The 16,478-nt window shown below is 34.8% G+C and carries 11 protein-coding genes; 4 read left to right on the forward strand and 7 right to left on the reverse strand.

Annotated features, from left to right (window positions below; translation table 11 throughout):
- From HZI73_RS24850 to HZI73_RS24860, 3 genes are all read left to right on the forward strand, one after another.
- Complete coding sequence (locus HZI73_RS24850; protein ID WP_212696026.1) at positions 1 to 852, forward strand: ABC transporter permease; 852 nt, start codon at positions 1 to 3, stop codon at positions 850 to 852.
- Positions 849 to 2,498 carry an ABC transporter ATP-binding protein gene (locus HZI73_RS24855; RefSeq protein WP_212696027.1) on the forward strand — a complete coding sequence of 550 codons (1,650 nt, stop codon included), beginning with the start codon at positions 849 to 851 and terminating at the stop codon, positions 2,496 to 2,498. Before HZI73_RS24850 ends, HZI73_RS24855 begins: the two co-directional genes overlap by 4 nt.
- Before the next feature lie 80 nt (positions 2,499 to 2,578).
- A complete protein-coding gene (locus tag HZI73_RS24860) occupies positions 2,579 to 4,162 on the forward strand; it encodes an ABC transporter substrate-binding protein (RefSeq protein ID WP_212696028.1) in 1,584 nt (527 codons plus the stop codon).
- 91 nt (positions 4,163 to 4,253) lie between these two features.
- Here the strand turns inward: HZI73_RS24860 and HZI73_RS24865 are convergent, their stop codons facing one another.
- From HZI73_RS24865 to HZI73_RS24895, 7 genes are all read right to left on the reverse strand, one after another.
- Positions 4,254 to 4,793 (reverse strand): PadR family transcriptional regulator, encoded by a 540-nt coding sequence (locus HZI73_RS24865; RefSeq protein ID WP_212696029.1) that lies wholly within the window; start codon positions 4,791 to 4,793, stop codon positions 4,254 to 4,256.
- Positions 4,784 to 5,980 carry a macrolide family glycosyltransferase gene (locus tag HZI73_RS24870; RefSeq protein WP_212696030.1) on the reverse strand — a complete coding sequence of 399 codons (1,197 nt, stop codon included), beginning with the start codon at positions 5,978 to 5,980 and terminating at the stop codon, positions 4,784 to 4,786. Before HZI73_RS24870 ends, HZI73_RS24865 begins: the two co-directional genes overlap by 10 nt.
- 116 nt (positions 5,981 to 6,096) lie before the next feature.
- Complete coding sequence (locus HZI73_RS24875; protein ID WP_212696031.1) at positions 6,097 to 11,010, reverse strand: DUF4132 domain-containing protein; 4,914 nt, start codon at positions 11,008 to 11,010, stop codon at positions 6,097 to 6,099.
- 51 nt (positions 11,011 to 11,061) lie between these two features.
- A complete protein-coding gene (locus tag HZI73_RS24880) occupies positions 11,062 to 11,466 on the reverse strand; it encodes a hypothetical protein (RefSeq protein ID WP_212696032.1) in 405 nt (134 codons plus the stop codon).
- A gap of 242 nt (positions 11,467 to 11,708) precedes the next feature.
- Entirely contained in the window at positions 11,709 to 12,575 is an 867-nt protein-coding gene (locus HZI73_RS24885) for a phosphotransferase (RefSeq protein WP_212696033.1), read from the reverse strand.
- Between the two features lie 36 nt (positions 12,576 to 12,611).
- Positions 12,612 to 14,165: a DUF4489 domain-containing protein gene (locus tag HZI73_RS24890; protein ID WP_212696034.1), complete on the reverse strand. Its 1,554-nt coding sequence runs from the start codon at positions 14,163 to 14,165 to the stop codon at positions 12,612 to 12,614.
- Between the two features lie 264 nt (positions 14,166 to 14,429).
- On the reverse strand, positions 14,430 to 15,404 hold the full coding sequence (locus tag HZI73_RS24895; RefSeq protein WP_212696035.1) for an NmrA family NAD(P)-binding protein: 975 nt from the start codon (positions 15,402 to 15,404) through the stop codon (positions 14,430 to 14,432).
- 251 nt (positions 15,405 to 15,655) lie between these two features.
- Here HZI73_RS24895 and HZI73_RS24900 point away from each other — a divergent pair, with 251 nt between their 5' ends.
- Positions 15,656 to 16,225: a TetR/AcrR family transcriptional regulator gene (locus tag HZI73_RS24900; protein WP_212696036.1), complete on the forward strand. Its 570-nt coding sequence runs from the start codon at positions 15,656 to 15,658 to the stop codon at positions 16,223 to 16,225.
- Positions 16,226 to 16,478 lie beyond the last annotated feature (253 nt).

Consider the following 16,478-nt stretch of genomic DNA (forward strand, 5'->3'; position numbering starts at 1 on the left):
ATGGATATGACAAAAAAGATAGCTATCAAGATAATTTTGAAAGATAAGTGTATGTTAATGGGGACTTGTCTATTGGTATTATTTTCACTGGTGGTGATGATTGTACCTTTTATGAACTTACCCTCACCCTCTTGTTCTACAAAAGAAGTGTTTCTTAAACCTTCATTGATTCATCTCCTAGGAACAAACGATATGGGACAAGATATTTTTTCCAGACTTCTGTTTGGATTACGGACTTCTATGTTCATTAGCTTGTCTGTTGGGGTAATTGCAACATCTATTTCAGGCTTTTTAGGTATTTTATCAGCCCTAACAGGTGGACTTTTGGATCGGTTCATTTTAAGGATCTGTGATATATTTTTAGCACTTCCAGAATTTATCATCTGCTTACTAGTTGCCTCTTATATACGTCCTAACCTCATCACCTTGATTGTCATCATCAGTATGTTAAATTGGCAGGGTCCACTAAAAGTTTTGCGTTCTCAAGCACTCATCTGTAGTAAAGATTTGCCCGTAACAACAGCTAGAACCTTTGGTGCTAACAACATGTATCTCTTAAGAAAACACATTATTCCTAACATCTCCCCCCTTCTATTATCTATTTTTATTCGCAATGTTAGGATGGCTGTTTTTATGGAAGCCAGCTTTTCTTATTTGGGATTAGTAGCACCTGAAGTCGTTAGCTTTGGAAAAATAATGAGCAATGCCATGTCCTTTACTTATTTAGAGGTTTGGAAATGGTGGTTGTTACCTGTAGGCATAACGCTTTCTTTATTTTTACTTGCATTATCCTATATGGGTTATTCGGTAGAAAATCGTAAAAGCATTGACTTGGAGGAAGATATATCGTGATACACATAAAAGACGTCAATATTGCCTATGGGGATGACAACATCATACAGGGCATTAATTTAAGATTTAAAAAAAACAGCATTACAGCTATCATCGGTGAATCAGGTACTGGAAAGACAAGTCTTGGGCTTGGGTTAATGGGATTAAGCAAAGGACAAATAAGTGGCAACATCATTGTCAATGGTCAAAATATTTTAGAGTATTCCAAAGAAAAGATGAAAGAGTATCGCTGGAATACAACAAGCATCGTTTTTCAAAATACAGGTGATCTTCTAAACCCAACAGTCAACATACTGGAACAAGTTAAAGAATCTATGATTAGCCATGGTTATTGTTCTATCAAAGAGGCCATTCAACGTTCAATAGCGTTGCTCTTACAGGTAGGTATAAGTGAAAGCTATCATCTTACTTATCCAGCCCAATTAAGTGGTGGCCAGATTCAAAAAGTGCTATTGGCAATGGCCCTTGCTAATGACCCAGAAGTCCTCATATTAGATGAACCTACTTCTGCCCTAGACCCCTTAACAAAGCAAGACATGATTCAGCTTATCAAAAAAGTAGCAGCTGATAAAACCGTAATTTTAATCACCCATGATTTTTCTGTTTCTCGAAGTTTAGCAGAAGACGTTGTGGTTTTATATGGGGGTCATGTTGTGGAACAAGGTGCAGCCAGCAAAATTCTAACTATACCAAAACATCCTTATACAAGAGGTCTATTACGAGCATATCCCAATATGTCCACCACAAAAGATTTACAAGGTATACGGGGGCATATACAACCATCACAAAATGGATGTCCCTTTGCTAACAGATGCACTCAAAAACAAACCCTTTGTTCTAAGGAAATACCTAAATTGAGAGACATTCAAGGGCGTATGATTGCCTGTCATCGAGGTGGTATTATGTCTCTACTTAGAGGTGAAAACATCACAAAAAAATATCAAAAGACTACCGTATTAAAAGCGCTTAATTTTAACGTATACGAAGGTGAATCATTAGCCGTTGTTGGTGAAAGCGGCAGTGGAAAAACAACTCTTGCCAAGTGCATCATGGGTTTGGAAGAAATGAATAGCGGCAAGTTATTTTATTGCGGAAAAGAGGTTCGCCACCATAAGGCTTTTTATAAACAGGTTCAAATCATTTATCAAAACCCCCTGGCATCCATTAATCGACACTTTGATACGTTGCGAGCTGTAAAGGAACCTTTAGACATCTTTCATATGGGAACTAAGGAGCAAAAGAGAGAAAAAGTGCTGGATGCTTTAGAAGAAGTGCATTTACCTACAGATGAACGTTTTCTTAGACGTGTTCCTTATGAGCTAAGTGGAGGCGAAAGTCAAAGAGTTGCCATAGCAAGAGCTTTGATTCTACAGCCAAAATTATTAATTGCTGATGAAGCGACTTCAGCCTTAGATGTCAGTGTACAAGCAAAAATTATGAAATTATTTATGGAACTTCAAGAGAAGCGAGGTCTTACATTACTTTTTATCACCCATAATATTGCTTTAGCACGAAAAATAAGTGATAAGATGCTCGTATTAAAAGATGGGGAAATCATAGAAAGTGGTCATTCTGCTATCATTACGCATACGCCCAACCATCCTTATACAAAAAATCTTATCCAAGCAGCTCCCCAAATATTTTAAGATTATCTTTTTAGGAAGATTTTCATATTCATTTTTCACCCTATTTTTAGTAGGTGTGATATAACAAGGAGGATTATAAAATGCATAAAAAAGTATTACATTTAACTTTATTATTTGCATTATTGGTCATGATGCTGATAACAGAAGGATGTGGTAAAAAAGTTGGTAAAGGGACTGTCCAGAGCATGGAAAATAACCTGATAGAAACATATGTTATCCCCGATGGAACGGGTGATTGGGGATACCCTACACCTTATGGATTAATCCCTAGAGGACCTGGATTTATGCGTATGAACTACATCTTTGATACCCTTATATGGAAGAATGAAGAAGGTGACTTTATTCCTGCTTTAGCTAAGAAATGGGCATATAATGAAAAAGAAAATACCTATACGTTTGACTTACAGGATAGTGCTACGTGGCATGATGGTACACCCATCACAGCAAATGACATTGTTTTTACTGTTGAATATATGAAAGAGCATCCTATTCCTTGGATGAATATTAAACCCATTGATAGGGTTGTCTCTAACTCTGAACATCAAGTTACCTTTAAGCTAAAAGAAAAATGGGCACCCTTCTATGGTAATATTGCAGGGAGTATGCCTATATTACCTGAACATATTTACAAGAATATCGATGATCCACGTCATGACTTGTCTGAATTAGCTACAATTGGTAGCGGTCCTTTCAAGTTAGTAGCTTATAATGGTGAAAAAGGTGAATATGTCTATGAGGCATTTAAAGATTATTATCAAGGCTGCCCCATTGTAGAAAAGCTTCAATATTTTCATATGAATCCTCAAATGCAGCCACAAGCTTTACTGCAAGGTAAAGTTGATGCGATTTTTACAAATGGTGATGCTGAGCAGTTATTTAAGGATAAAGATATTACAATTATTCGTGATATAGCTACCTTTAAAAAACTGGCTTTTAATCATGATAAAGCCCCCTTTAATCAAAAAGAATTCCGGCATGCCATCGCCTATTTCATTAACCGAGATAATATTATTGATATTGCTCACAGAGGTCATGCCTTTAAAGGCAATGCAGGTATATTCCCCAGTAAAAGCAGCTATTTTGAGGAAGGTGTACAGCAATACACTTTTGATCTTGAAAAAGGAGCACAAATACTTAAACAATTGGGCTACATAAAAGAAGGAGACTATTATAAAAAAGATGGAAAGATACTGGGATTGAAAGTTCTAGGTCACGAACGCGTTAGACGCGATGTGGATATCATTGTAGAACAATTACGGCATGCAGGTATCAAAGCAGAAGCTGTTTATCAAGATATTCAAATAGCGGACCAAATGCTTATAAGCCGAGATTTTGATATATCCGTTGTTGAAAGTGCAGCTATTGGTGACCCTATTTTCTTAAATAGAGATATTCTTGGTAAATCTGCTACAAGTGATCAATATGATCAGTCAGTAGAACTGAATAATCTTTTAAAACAACAACTTTCAGCTGTTAATACAGAAGAAAGACATGGGCTTTTAAAAGCATTACAAAAAGTGTATGCCGAAGAATTACCCTCTTACCAACTTTATTTTTCTAAATTTGTTTATGCTCATAATGGCAAAGTGGATTTATATTTTACAGAAGACGGTTTATCTATCGGTATTCCTTTAGCACCGAATAAAATGAGTTTTATCAAATAACAATAGCTCAATCCTAAGGATTCTAAATATCCATTTGGTTCAATTTAACCCTTATGGAGTAAGCCACGTTTTGTATGGCGTGGCTTATTTTTTAACATATTTCTTCTATTGTCTCGTTACACCAGCGTATTGTTGCTTCATGTGACAAGATGCCGCTCCTTAATGTGGCTTTAATATATTTCGCACGTTCACTGGATATGTCTTCAATACCCTTTTCCAGATCCATCTCCATGACACGATATTTCTCTAACTTGTCCTGATGCACTTTTTTATACTTCTCTATCATTTGGAGAACTTTTTCTTTAGGTTGATGACTGGAAAAAAAAAGCTTGAGCATGAATTCAGATCGTACGGGTTGTAGCTTTGTTTCTTCTAAAAACCAATGGTCTAACGCTTGCTCTCCTCTTGATGTTATTTTATATTGTATTTTTTTCTCATTCTTTCCTTTAGACATTATTTCAATGGTCCCATCTGCTAACATTTTTTTTAATGTGGGATAGATGTGACCAAAATTTTCATTCCAAAAGCCTGATAGAACATTATCACAATATTTTTTAATGTCATAACCACTGCTTGGTAATATGTTTAGAATGCCTAATATTGCATATATTGATTTATTTTTTACGGACATGTACTTGCCTTCTTTCTTTCAGCATATGCTTCAATCTTTTCTGCTATTATATCATGATTATGACCATTTTGCATTTCCTGAGATATACGCATAACATTTTGATTAATGACTTTATCGGTAAGAAGTGTCTTCAATGTGTCTCTCAACTGATCAGAAGATACTTCTTTCATATTGCCTGTTATACCTAATTGCATGGATGTGATACGCTTCGCTACCATATGTTGATCATTTACTAAAGGTAGAGCCAGCATAGGAACGCCATAATATAATGCTTCATTGACGCTATTAAATCCTGCATGGGTTATAAATGCTTTTGAATGCTTTAATATGTTAAGTTGTGGCAAGAAGTCTTTTACACAGAAATTAAGTGGCATATCACCTAATTGTGAAGCATCACACTTCTTTCCTATGGACATGAACACATAATAATCTGTATCACGTAATGCAGAAATACATGTTTTATAGAACGCCAAATACTTGGTATTGAGACTTCCAAGAGAAATATAGATGGGTGTTCTGTTACCAACTACTGAAAAATCGATGTGTTCTCCATCTTGTAACCGATTCATAGATGGTCCTGCAAACAAATACTCTGGTGCATTCACTTTAGGATCACCATTGAAATTATGTGTTGTATATACAATATTTAAATCCCCTTTGCTTATAAAAACTTGCTCTAAAGTTGGTTCGTTCATACCATGTGTTTGACATATTCTATATAATATTTGGTAACAATGATCTAATTGAGGATGTGAGTCTGCTACAAGCATGTGGTGTGGCATAGGGGATTTACTCATGGCAAAAGATGAGTGAGAACATACGATGGGAATTTCCGTGATTTGCTCTAGAAAACAAGCCCCTCCAAAAATAGAGTCACAAATAATTAACCCATATGATTTTTTCTCTAAAAGACTTAATATTTCTGGGAGCAAGATTTCGTCATATAGAAGTACATATTCCATCAACATAAAAAAAGGATGCCGATCTGTTGGTTTGTATGATTTGAAAAACATATCCAACTTACTACTGAACCCAATATGGTTTCCTCCAGCTTTTGTTACTTGCTCTGAAAATGTATCTGAACAAAAATAGTGAATATGATTCCCTCGTTCAGCAAGTTTTTTAACCAACTCTAGTGTTGGGTTAATATGTCCGTGTAAATTTGCATTGATAAATAATATATTCATTTCTCTCCTCCTTCTATATCACTCTGATACATTTATAATATATCAGAGTGATATAAAAGTCAAATATCTTTATGCAAACTTATACAATCAAAAGAGGCTACGCCTCATTCCACAGCCTATCTCAAGTGCATTAAAACACTTGGATCTTTAATCTTATCATCACTTGCCAGCATTAAAACTTTGGAAATAATCTCTGCTGTCTTAGGGTCTTCGTCTACAAATGGTAAGAAAATATGACCTCTCTGTTGAGCATGAACTGGAAAGACAGGTAGCATGCCTTTGCCTTGCATGTGTATCGTGCCGCTGCCAAGGTGAACAGAATAATGCCCATAAGTACCAACAATATTTATATGATTTTTATCAAAGCTATAATCATTTACATGAAATAGTGCTAAATTATGCTCAAGTATTCTCTTTCGCATCTCCATGGTGGTATGGTTAAGAAGTACATCAACGCCTCCTACATAAGCAACACTTACGACAAGGTCAATATCTCGCATGGTCTCTGAAAACAAGACTGGCGATAGGCTGCTCATAGCCACGGTTTTATCCGTTTTATTATCCATAAACATGACTTTTTCCAGACTAGGGCTTTCTACTTCTGAAGGCATGAACCAATCTGCATAACAATACATATCCACTCTTACATTGCTCTTATGATTCACTTTTTCAAAGCCATCATAGTCGTTAATCATCCAACCTCTTGATTTCATAATACCAAGCATCTTTTTCCCTTCTATCTGATAGCCAGCAAACCGATTCGTAAATCCATCGTTTTTTAATTCATCATCCGTCATAACATATAGTTCCCTAAACACTTGTTTAAATGGCTGTTTTATGGCATTCTCCAACATGTAATGTTGCCACTGCACCCAATTGCCGTTTTCTTTAAGATGAATAGGGTGGGTGATAGTAAGTGTATCCTGGTCATCCAGCTCTATATCTTTTTTAAGTGTTTTAAGGACCCCATCTATGGTGTAAAACCCAATATGATCTCTGCACGTCAATAAAAGCTCCTGCAAAATGCTTCCAATAATGGGGTGCTGGTACAAAGCTTTTAACTCGCTACTGGTAAATACATCTTCATTAATCATGGCTTCTTCTAATGTATTTCTAGCACGTGCATATTGGTCTTTTAAATCTTTTTTTACCTCACGAAGCATTTTAATATATGCATCCTTTTTGTAGGATGCAGGTATACTCTTAAGCTTTTTATGTTGCTTGCTCACGACAATTTCTGGTTTCTGAGGATTCTCAATGGAAATGTAAACATCTATTTCACCTACTTGCTTGGGCTCAAACACCTCTCTCACTTCATCGATTAATGCTGTTTCCATATGCCATATGAATCGATTAACGTCATTAAAACCATCGTTCCTTGCAAGGTTATTGATAGCAATGGCTACTTTAAGTTTTTCTGATTGTCTTTTTTGAGCACCAAACTGTTTACTTTCTTTTAGGAATAACTGTAGTCGCTTATAACGCTTAAGGCAAGCATGATGTTTATTCCCTCTAAGTGGTAATAGACCGTAAGCAAGAATCATGTCTTGATGACGCTTATCGTTTATTCTGCTTTCTATGTCTTTTAATTTAAGTTTTCCCAATACGGCATCAGCAAAATACTGGGCTCTTTTATGTTTTGCACCATCGGTAATATATTTTGCACTTTCATAAAGCAGATTAAATTTCTCTTTACCCAACACTTTATAACTTTCTTTAAACCAGTTAAGGTCCATTTGTCCATTTTGAAGGTCAGTAAAATCAATGTCTGTGTATCTTCTTACAATCTTCTTTTCTTCATCACTCAATATATCATTCATATGGGCTTTAAAATAATATGCTGCCTTTTTAAGCCCAGGCATATTCAGGTAGCTTTCTGTAAAATCTACAAATCTTAGGTTATACATGGTACATTCCAGAAGTTTTTCGTTACTGATTCCATAGGCTTTAACCAGCCCATTAAATACTTCCTGATTATCGGTTTCCAGTGGTATAACTTTACTGATGATGGAAGAAAACTGAACCTTCTTACCGCCATTTTCATAGTAGTAACCTCGATGAAGTTTACCTTTACCTAACTTAAAAATAGTTTTTAAAAAGATATGACTGCCTTTAAATACATTCAGTGCACTCAACACATGGCTATATTCTGTATCAAGTTCTGTTCTATCAAGTTCTTTTTCTAGCATAATGGGTACGACCGTATCATATATTTCATCAATGATAGGGTTTGATTTTCTATTTTTAATTTTATGGTCAATAAACGTGAATATGTCTTTTGATAGGGATGACTTAGCATAACCATTGTTTTTAAGAACTTCCGTGTTTAAAGCACATTGATACAAGTAGTCCTTTTTGAGATATCCCTTATCTATAAAGTGGAGCAATAAGTCATAATGCATATGTAGACGTCCAACATTATTCACTTTCATATAAACGTGAAAAGCATATTGATCATTTTTGAATGCAAATCCTCTATCTCTACCCTGCTCTTTATAAAAGGCGAATTCTTGTAAATAAGTAGTTCTTAAAAACATATTATCTTGATTTGTAAATAAAGAATCCGTCTCTTGGTTGCCTTCTTTGGCATTCTCATCTTTATAAACAAATGCACAATAATGAATAAATATGTCCCGATATTCATAACAAATATCTTCTTTTAATACATCCTTTTTGTAGTCTAAAAGTACATCCAAAACAAAATCTAGATTTCTCCAATGAGCACAGGTATCTTCTTCTTGTGTCACTATTTGTTTTATGTTGGGATAATAGTGTTTGTCTATATAAGCGTGTATTTTATCCAATTTCTTTTTATTATACATGCTTTGATAATAATAATAATCAGCGAAGGAAGCAAAATATTGAAAAAGCAATAATTCTTCATTTGAATATTTATTTAAAAGTTGTAAGACCTCATCTCTAAACATAATATTTTCATGTTTTTTAAGATGCGTATCCCATTGGTAATCCATTTTTAGTAACCCTCTGTTGGAGTAGCCCTGAGCATAGCCATATTTGATCACTTTTTTACTGCCATCACCATCGATAAGTGTCATTTCTTCGCCTATATGCTTTTCATGAATGTCTTTTACATCATGATAGATCTCTGCTAATCTTTTTTTATTGGCGCTATTAATTTTTAATTTTTCAATACGTTTTTCGTCATAGGTTAATTCTTCTAATACAACCTCATAAGCTTTGTCATAAAAATCATGTGCTGTTGTTCCCTTAGCTTTTTCAATGATTTCTTCACCTATCAATTTGTCTACATCTGCACTAAGATTTTCTACAAAGTCTTTTACCTTAAGTATTTTGGTCACTTCTTCGTAATCATCATGATGTTTAATGCGATCATAATTATCCATCAATATACTGATGGCCCCGCTTTGTTTTTCTTGATTTTTATCCTTTAACAAGGTTTTGGAACAGGCTATAATAATATCTTCATTTGCCTGGGTAAACAACGATGTTATATGCTTTCTTGCATCACTTCTTTTGGTTTTTAAGAAGGAGGCAATTAATTGGTATTCATCAGGCGTTAATTGTAGGTTTAACTTTGTTATGGTCTCAAATGCGGAATCGCGTATATTTGCACTATTTGAGCCTAATAACTTAATGAGGGTTTCTCTCATCATGGGATGCTTAATAGAAGTATAAACAAGATTGACCCGATATGGATATTTTTCAAAATGTCTATATACCCTTTCATACCCATAATCTGTCTCATCACATAGACTTGTTAGGATACCCATGGCGTGGTGGCTTTTATTGATTCGGCGTTCTTTTTCATATGCAAACATCCTATATTTTGGGGGTATTTTTTTTGTGCTATCTAAATAATCACAATAAGCGTCAATGTATTCTTTTTTATGTGTATCACTAGCAAAAGTGACATCTATGTTAAGGTAAAACACTAACGCTTTTATGTTTTCATTAGCCGTTTCTGTTAATGCATGTACGATTAGATCTGATGGAACTTGCAGCTTGCAGTTTTCGATGAAGAATAGATAGACGGCTTTCTCATAGTCTTTTGCTTCCTTAAAATGCTTTAAAATATAGCACATAGCATCTTCAAATTTAAAGCAAGCCGTTGCATATAGACCTATATATATGTCTAAGGCAGATTTTGATTGTAGATATTTATCCGTCTCTTTGTTAACGATACATGCATACACACCTTTTGCTACAACATCCAAGTTCCTCTTTTCTTCTATTTGATAGTCAAGTCCTGTAAAGCACATAAAAGCCCTCTTAACTGAAGAAAAACGTGTAAGATTCTCTTCATAGATATACTTGATAAACCTTGCGTAGGTATTCACATGTCCCAGATCAATGGATTCAACAATGGATGACCTTAGCCCTTCTGACTGTCTGGCAGACTTGAGTAAATCCATCACCATGTCGTGAGCTTTTGTATTGTTGGACATTAACATACCCGATATCATGGTACGGGAAAAGTTTTTTAGATTTTCATTTTCATAGATCATACGTGATATAATTTCCAGTGCTTCATCCCCTTCAGGCATAGAAAAAAGTGTGCCATAGTACCGATAACCCATATAATCATAATCTTGTTTAAAATACATTTTCCCTTTTAAATGCTGACAAATATCAAGTCCAGCTTCTTGATAGGTAAAAAAATCTTTTAACACTTTATATAGTTTAAAAATATCCGTATAGCAGTCTTCTTTTCTGTAAGCTCTAAAATAATAGTTCTCAGCACTCCCTATTTCTTTTAATAAGTCTAAATAGGTGTCAAACATTTTTCGATGCAATCCATGAAGCTTGTTATAATAAAACAACATGACATCCACATGAAGGAGTTCTTCTTTTGTTTTTGGATGGAGGTCTTTCAGGTGACGCATTCTATTAAGCACAGACATCTCTTGTTGGTGAATGGCTCTATATGCATAAAGATCTACCTGTTCGATAGCGCATAGAGACACATACATATTCTGATCCCTATTCTTTACTTCTTCATAGCTTTTATCTTCTAGTTCCCGTTGAAATTCTCTCATGGTTTTTTCCATTTTTATCTCCTTTTTAGATGGGATTCATTATGATTTATTAAGCCTCTAATATTAAAAATACCTTCCTGCAAGCATTGTAAAACGTATAAATGTGATGCTATCGTTTTCTTTTAAATGGATTGCACTTGATAGGTCTACAATTTCTTGGTTACCTATGAAAACCGCATATAATCCATCTTGAAAAGCTAAGGAAGCAACTTTTTTGGCATGTTTTCTATCAATTTTATTATTCGCTCTGTATTGAAAACCAAAGCTCACCTTTCCATTTATAAGCATGCGGTCAATATCTTCTTGTGACAACACTTGCAATTCTTTATGCTCATATTTATCTATCTCGATATCTACTAAATTATGGATAAGGTCTTGAAGGATGTTAATCTTATTATTAATTGTGTATGGAACAGGCTGTATGCCCCTTGTTTTATTGGATGATTTTAACATGATGTTTACTTTCATTTTATCCCCTTTGTTTTTAGTGTCTTTTTTAAAGACTATTGTCCATTTATTAATGGCTATGACCATGATTATGTCTAAATATTTTGATTAATCCTTTTAAATTTTAACTTAGACATGTAATAAGTATGACTTGCCCACTTTATCCTACTACTTACCATTATAATATATTATTGTAAAATGTAAAATTACCACTTCAAAAAGAGGATAAGACAAAAAAAATTCCACGATAACAGTGGAATTCTTCATTTGATAGACGTATACTTTTTAAGTCGTTCTCTAATTTCAGCACTAAGTTTTCGTTTCTCAACAAAGGGTAGAATACCCAAAGACCTTCTGCGAACCGCAACAGGCAGCATCCAATTATCTATCATTTTGAGTGTGATATTAGACAACTTCGTATACTCGTCTATTAAGGTTTCAATGATTATTTCTCGTATAGGGTCTTTTAATGGCAATTCACCGTATTTTATCATTAGAATAAATTCTGCTAAGTCAGCTGCTGGATTACCCATTGAAGCGTGCATCCAATCGATTAATATAGCTTCATTATTTCTAATCATGATATTATTCAGATTAAGATCACCGTGGCATAATTGTTGTTTTTTGGGAATACTGTTCAACATATTAACAACTGATTCTAACTCTGAAGCAGTTAGATGTTTTGCATGTTTGATAGCATTTGTTATAGTGTCTCTTTGGGATGGCATATTCTCAACAGATACATTATGTGTTTTATATAACATCCTAGCTGTCATTTGGGCAATCTCTTTATGACTAAATTGCATGACATCATTTTTGCCAAGGGTATTATTTATCCACTGTCTTTGAAAATATTGCATCAATGTGGTGCCATATATGCGTTCAGATACAATCCCAGGACGACCATCAATATATATCAATTCAAAGGGTTGTGGTATGGGCACCCCATTATTCCAAGCAACTTGGCTATTTAAATACTCTAATTGCATGTCATGATGGCTATTTATATTCTTTGCCAGCTTAATAATTTTATGACGATCCTCCCACTCAAAAATCTCAGCACAAAGACCTTCATTTATTTTTATACCTTTTTCTATATTTCTCTTTCTTTTTACATGATAACTATTCACTTTGCATCTCTATCCATTCAGTTTAATTCTATTCTATTAACTCTCTTGAGCTAACGCAGCTATTTTAATATCACTAACTGTAATGATAGTAGTACTTGCTTCGGCACCAATAGGTGTAGCGGTGACAAAATAATCACAACATCCTGGGCAAGTTTCACAGTCGCAAGATATAAATTGGAATGCACCTGTACCCTTTTCAATGACGTCAAAAACTTCAACTACCCATACCCCTATTGGTACAGGACCTCTATTGTCACAGGTTTTGAATAACTCAATTTGTAGCTGTAATAACGCCTCTAATTCATTTGATTGTAGTTCAAAACCTATATTACTTGAGAATTCAATGTATACGGCAGGTTTGCATAAACAGGTTGTATCAATGGAAACTTGCCCTATTTGCGTTCTTTCCGTAGAAGATTGATTGAACGTTACATTCCCAACACCACTACCACATTCCAGTATTGCCTTACTAGGTTTCGGATGTTTTGGTATGCAGTCAATAGCGTCCTGTTTTTGACTGTACGCTTTATCTTCCTCAGCATAATCCCATGAATCTTGAGCAAAAACATGTAATCGAGCATTATCCACAACCACATCAAACACAACAGCTTCTGTAGTTATTTCATTCGCTGTAAGCATGACAAAATAATCGCAGCAGCTAGATGGTGACTTATGTTCACAAAATATGAAATTAAAGACTTTCTCTATAAATTCTCCTCCAAGTTCAAATGCGCCACCCACTCTTTCAAATCTCCAGACTCCTAGTGACACCGGTTCTCCTTTATCACATACCCGAAACAGTTCAAATTGCAAACGTAAATCAAAAGTAGAAATCAGAGCAATATTACATGCAAACTCAAGAAATACCTTAGGCTTTGTTAAACAAGTGGTATCCACTGAAGCATGAGCTATTCCAGTTGGTAGTGGTTGAGCAATTGGTACTCGATAAGATGCACTTCCATTTCCACTTCCACATACGGATAATATTTCTCTAGGCTTAGGATGCTTTTCTTTTTTTAGATAATCCTTCGTATTAACCTGATGTTGTTTTTCTAACGTATCATGCATGGATTGGGATAATGCCGCCATCCTTCCATTGCTTACGGTTACCGTAGCATTGGTAATGTCAAGAGGTGTAACCACCACAAAATATTCACAACATCTATGGCAGCTTGTACTTTCACAAAACATAAAACTAAATGACTCTTCTTGGGTATCAAAGCCAATGGAAAGTGCGTTGATTTGTTCATACAACCATGTACCCAGTGCTACAGGTTCTTCTTGATCACAAGCTCTAAATAATTCATATTTTAATCGAACGGTTCCCGTTTCTATTTCTTCTGCTAGGTTATCCATACATACAAGACTCGTAAATTTTATGACGACTTCCGGTTTACATAAACATGTTGTATCAACGGTTATGTGGGCTAACTGAAAAGGTGACTCATTAATTGAAGTAAAAGTGGTGCTGCCAGTTCCTTCACCACATTCTAATAGTATCTTTTTGGGTTTCGTATGCTGTGGCATACATGATATACAGTCTTTATCAGATCCATGCATTTTCTCCCTTTTACAATCACGATTAATCACATATATTCCTCCATATCCATTATATTTTATTAATCATATGATTAAAGTGTACTTTAAATAGAAACTTCGTATTAAGCACACTTCGTCCTCTTATATCATATGTGATTTTTGGAAAATCAGTGATGGATATGGTTGATATCTTTCATACATTTATTCCAAACCTAAAAACATATGAAAATCCCCCTATTTCATATGCTTAATTGGCTTCCTTGAGATTAAAAAAAGAGGGAGAATAATCCTCCCTCTTTAATGAATACATTGCTTCTATTTTATGTCGTCCCATTTCCCAACTTTTTGCTGGTAAACATATTTATTTTCTTCAATAAGGTCCCTAACAGACCGACGTTCTTCACCTGTAACGGTTTCAATATCATCTGATATCACGTTAAACATTCCATCTCTAATGCACTGTTCGCTGGTAACAATATCTGTTGCACACCAAGGAAAGGGTGATTTTGAGAAATCATCTGTTGATTCTTTTGGTATACCTAATGCTGCTGCATAGGCATACATACCTTCCGTATCTACGGGAACATATTTGAATTCAACATTTGAAATTTCATTGATTAATTCAATGATTTGTTTTATGGATACTTGTTCTTTACCACAAGCAGTATAAGCAATATTATCTTCACCTTTACCAAGAAGCAGTGCTGCCGCAAGCTTAGCACTATCATCCTTAGGGACACATGTTGCTTTGCCATCTTGTGCTAAAGTATGCCATTCGTAATTACTGTGCATAGCAAGTACAGGTAATGCCGCTACAATGTTTTCTAAGTAAAAGTTGTTTCTCATAAAGTTATAGTTAACATCGGTGTCTTTCAGTTTGTCTTTAATATAACTCTCTGTATACGTATGATCTGGTGTCACATACACATGTTGGTATCTTGGGTCGCTTGCTCCTAGATAGGACGTATACGTGATATGTTTAACACCTGCTTCTACAGCTGCATCAACTGCATTTCTATGCTGTTGCCTACGTATATCTCCAATGGTTATGGTGGATATAATAATCAATCTATCGATATCGCTAAAGCTTTTGACCATTTCTTCTTTATGGTCGTAATTTGCGCTTCTTATGTCAACGCCTAATTTGTTCCAATACGCTCTTTTATCCTCACTAAGTCTTTCTGGAAAAGGACAAGCTACTACTAATGCCTCAGGTGCTACTTTTTCAGACATGATTTTAGCAATTCTTCCTCCAAGTTGTCCATCACATCCAGTTACTAAGTATTTCATAACATTCCTCCTTAACATATTGTGAAATCCATCTCAACATAAAACTTGACCCATTATAACACATCATTCAAATTGAGACATTAGTCACTTAAGTGACACTTGACACCCTTTTGTAAAAACTATATCAGGAATCGTTTCATCTGTCAAGGCAATTTTGTTATACAACACTTTTACAACTTGAAGATTGTCATATGTATGTATATATGCTATCATGTAGAAAAAATATTTGTGCGTGAGGAGTAATGGTTTTTATGAAACAGGATAGACGATCAAAACGAACAAGGTTATGGTTATATGAAGGTTTAATGGAACTGATGAAATCAAAGGATTATGGCGATATTAGCATTACTGAACTCACTGAAAAATCCGATATTGCGAGGCAGTCTTTTTATCGAATCTATGACAGTAAAGATGATATCCTTCTCTCTAAAATGAATGACATTCATCGGGAAATATTTGATGAATCTGAACTGGATTTAGAACAAGAAAAGGATCCATTTTTAGATATAGTTATCCACAAACTTGTTAAGGCTTTTGAGGAGAATGAAGTATTTTTTACGGCTTTGCTTAACGCTGGGCTTCAACATAAAGCGCTTACTCAATTCTCAGAGTACATTGGGCGATTTTATGCGAAAGAAAAGAACTATCAAGAACTTGATGAGCGTAATCAGTATCGGATACATTTCATTGTAGGAGGTATCTATATGGTATTATTCAAATGGAATGAGTGCAACATGGATACCCCTACTGAAACGATTATAACTATCATGCAAAAATCTGCAAAGCATATTAATTTAATTATCGAGGAACATTCGATCTAAATAATCAATTACTTGCAACCACAATTCACCACCAACCTTAAGGATGATGCTTCTGAGATAATAAAGACAAACAAACGTGGTTAAACAGATTTAGGCATCTTAAATCTCTTTTAATAACAATAAATTCCGCCCTAATATCTTAAAGCGGAATTAATTGTTTTGACTATATTTTCTTAATACGTCCATATAGGTTACGATTCATCTTGCATGCAAGTGAAGGAATACAACAACTCGTTTTTCTCTTATCATCTTA

Source organism: Vallitalea pronyensis, from assembly GCF_018141445.1.
GTDB classification, from domain to species: domain Bacteria; phylum Bacillota; class Clostridia; order Lachnospirales; family Vallitaleaceae; genus Vallitalea; species Vallitalea pronyensis.

Coding starts and splice junctions, on each gene's coding strand:
- HZI73_RS24850 (WP_212696026.1), top strand. CDS start 1: ATGGATATGACAAAAAAGATAGCTATCAAGATAATTTTGAAAGATAAG.
- HZI73_RS24860 (WP_212696028.1), top strand. CDS start 2,579: ATGCATAAAAAAGTATTACATTTAACTTTATTATTTGCATTATTGGTC.
- HZI73_RS24865 (WP_212696029.1), bottom strand. CDS start 4,793: ATGTCCGTAAAAAATAAATCAATATATGCAATATTAGGCATTCTAAAC.
- HZI73_RS24870 (WP_212696030.1), bottom strand. CDS start 5,980: ATGAATATATTATTTATCAATGCAAATTTACACGGACATATTAACCCA.
- HZI73_RS24875 (WP_212696031.1), bottom strand. CDS start 11,010: ATGGAAAAAACCATGAGAGAATTTCAACGGGAACTAGAAGATAAAAGC.
- HZI73_RS24880 (WP_212696032.1), bottom strand. CDS start 11,466: ATGAAAGTAAACATCATGTTAAAATCATCCAATAAAACAAGGGGCATA.
- HZI73_RS24895 (WP_212696035.1), bottom strand. CDS start 15,404: ATGAAATACTTAGTAACTGGATGTGATGGACAACTTGGAGGAAGAATT.
- HZI73_RS24900 (WP_212696036.1), top strand. CDS start 15,656: ATGAAACAGGATAGACGATCAAAACGAACAAGGTTATGGTTATATGAA.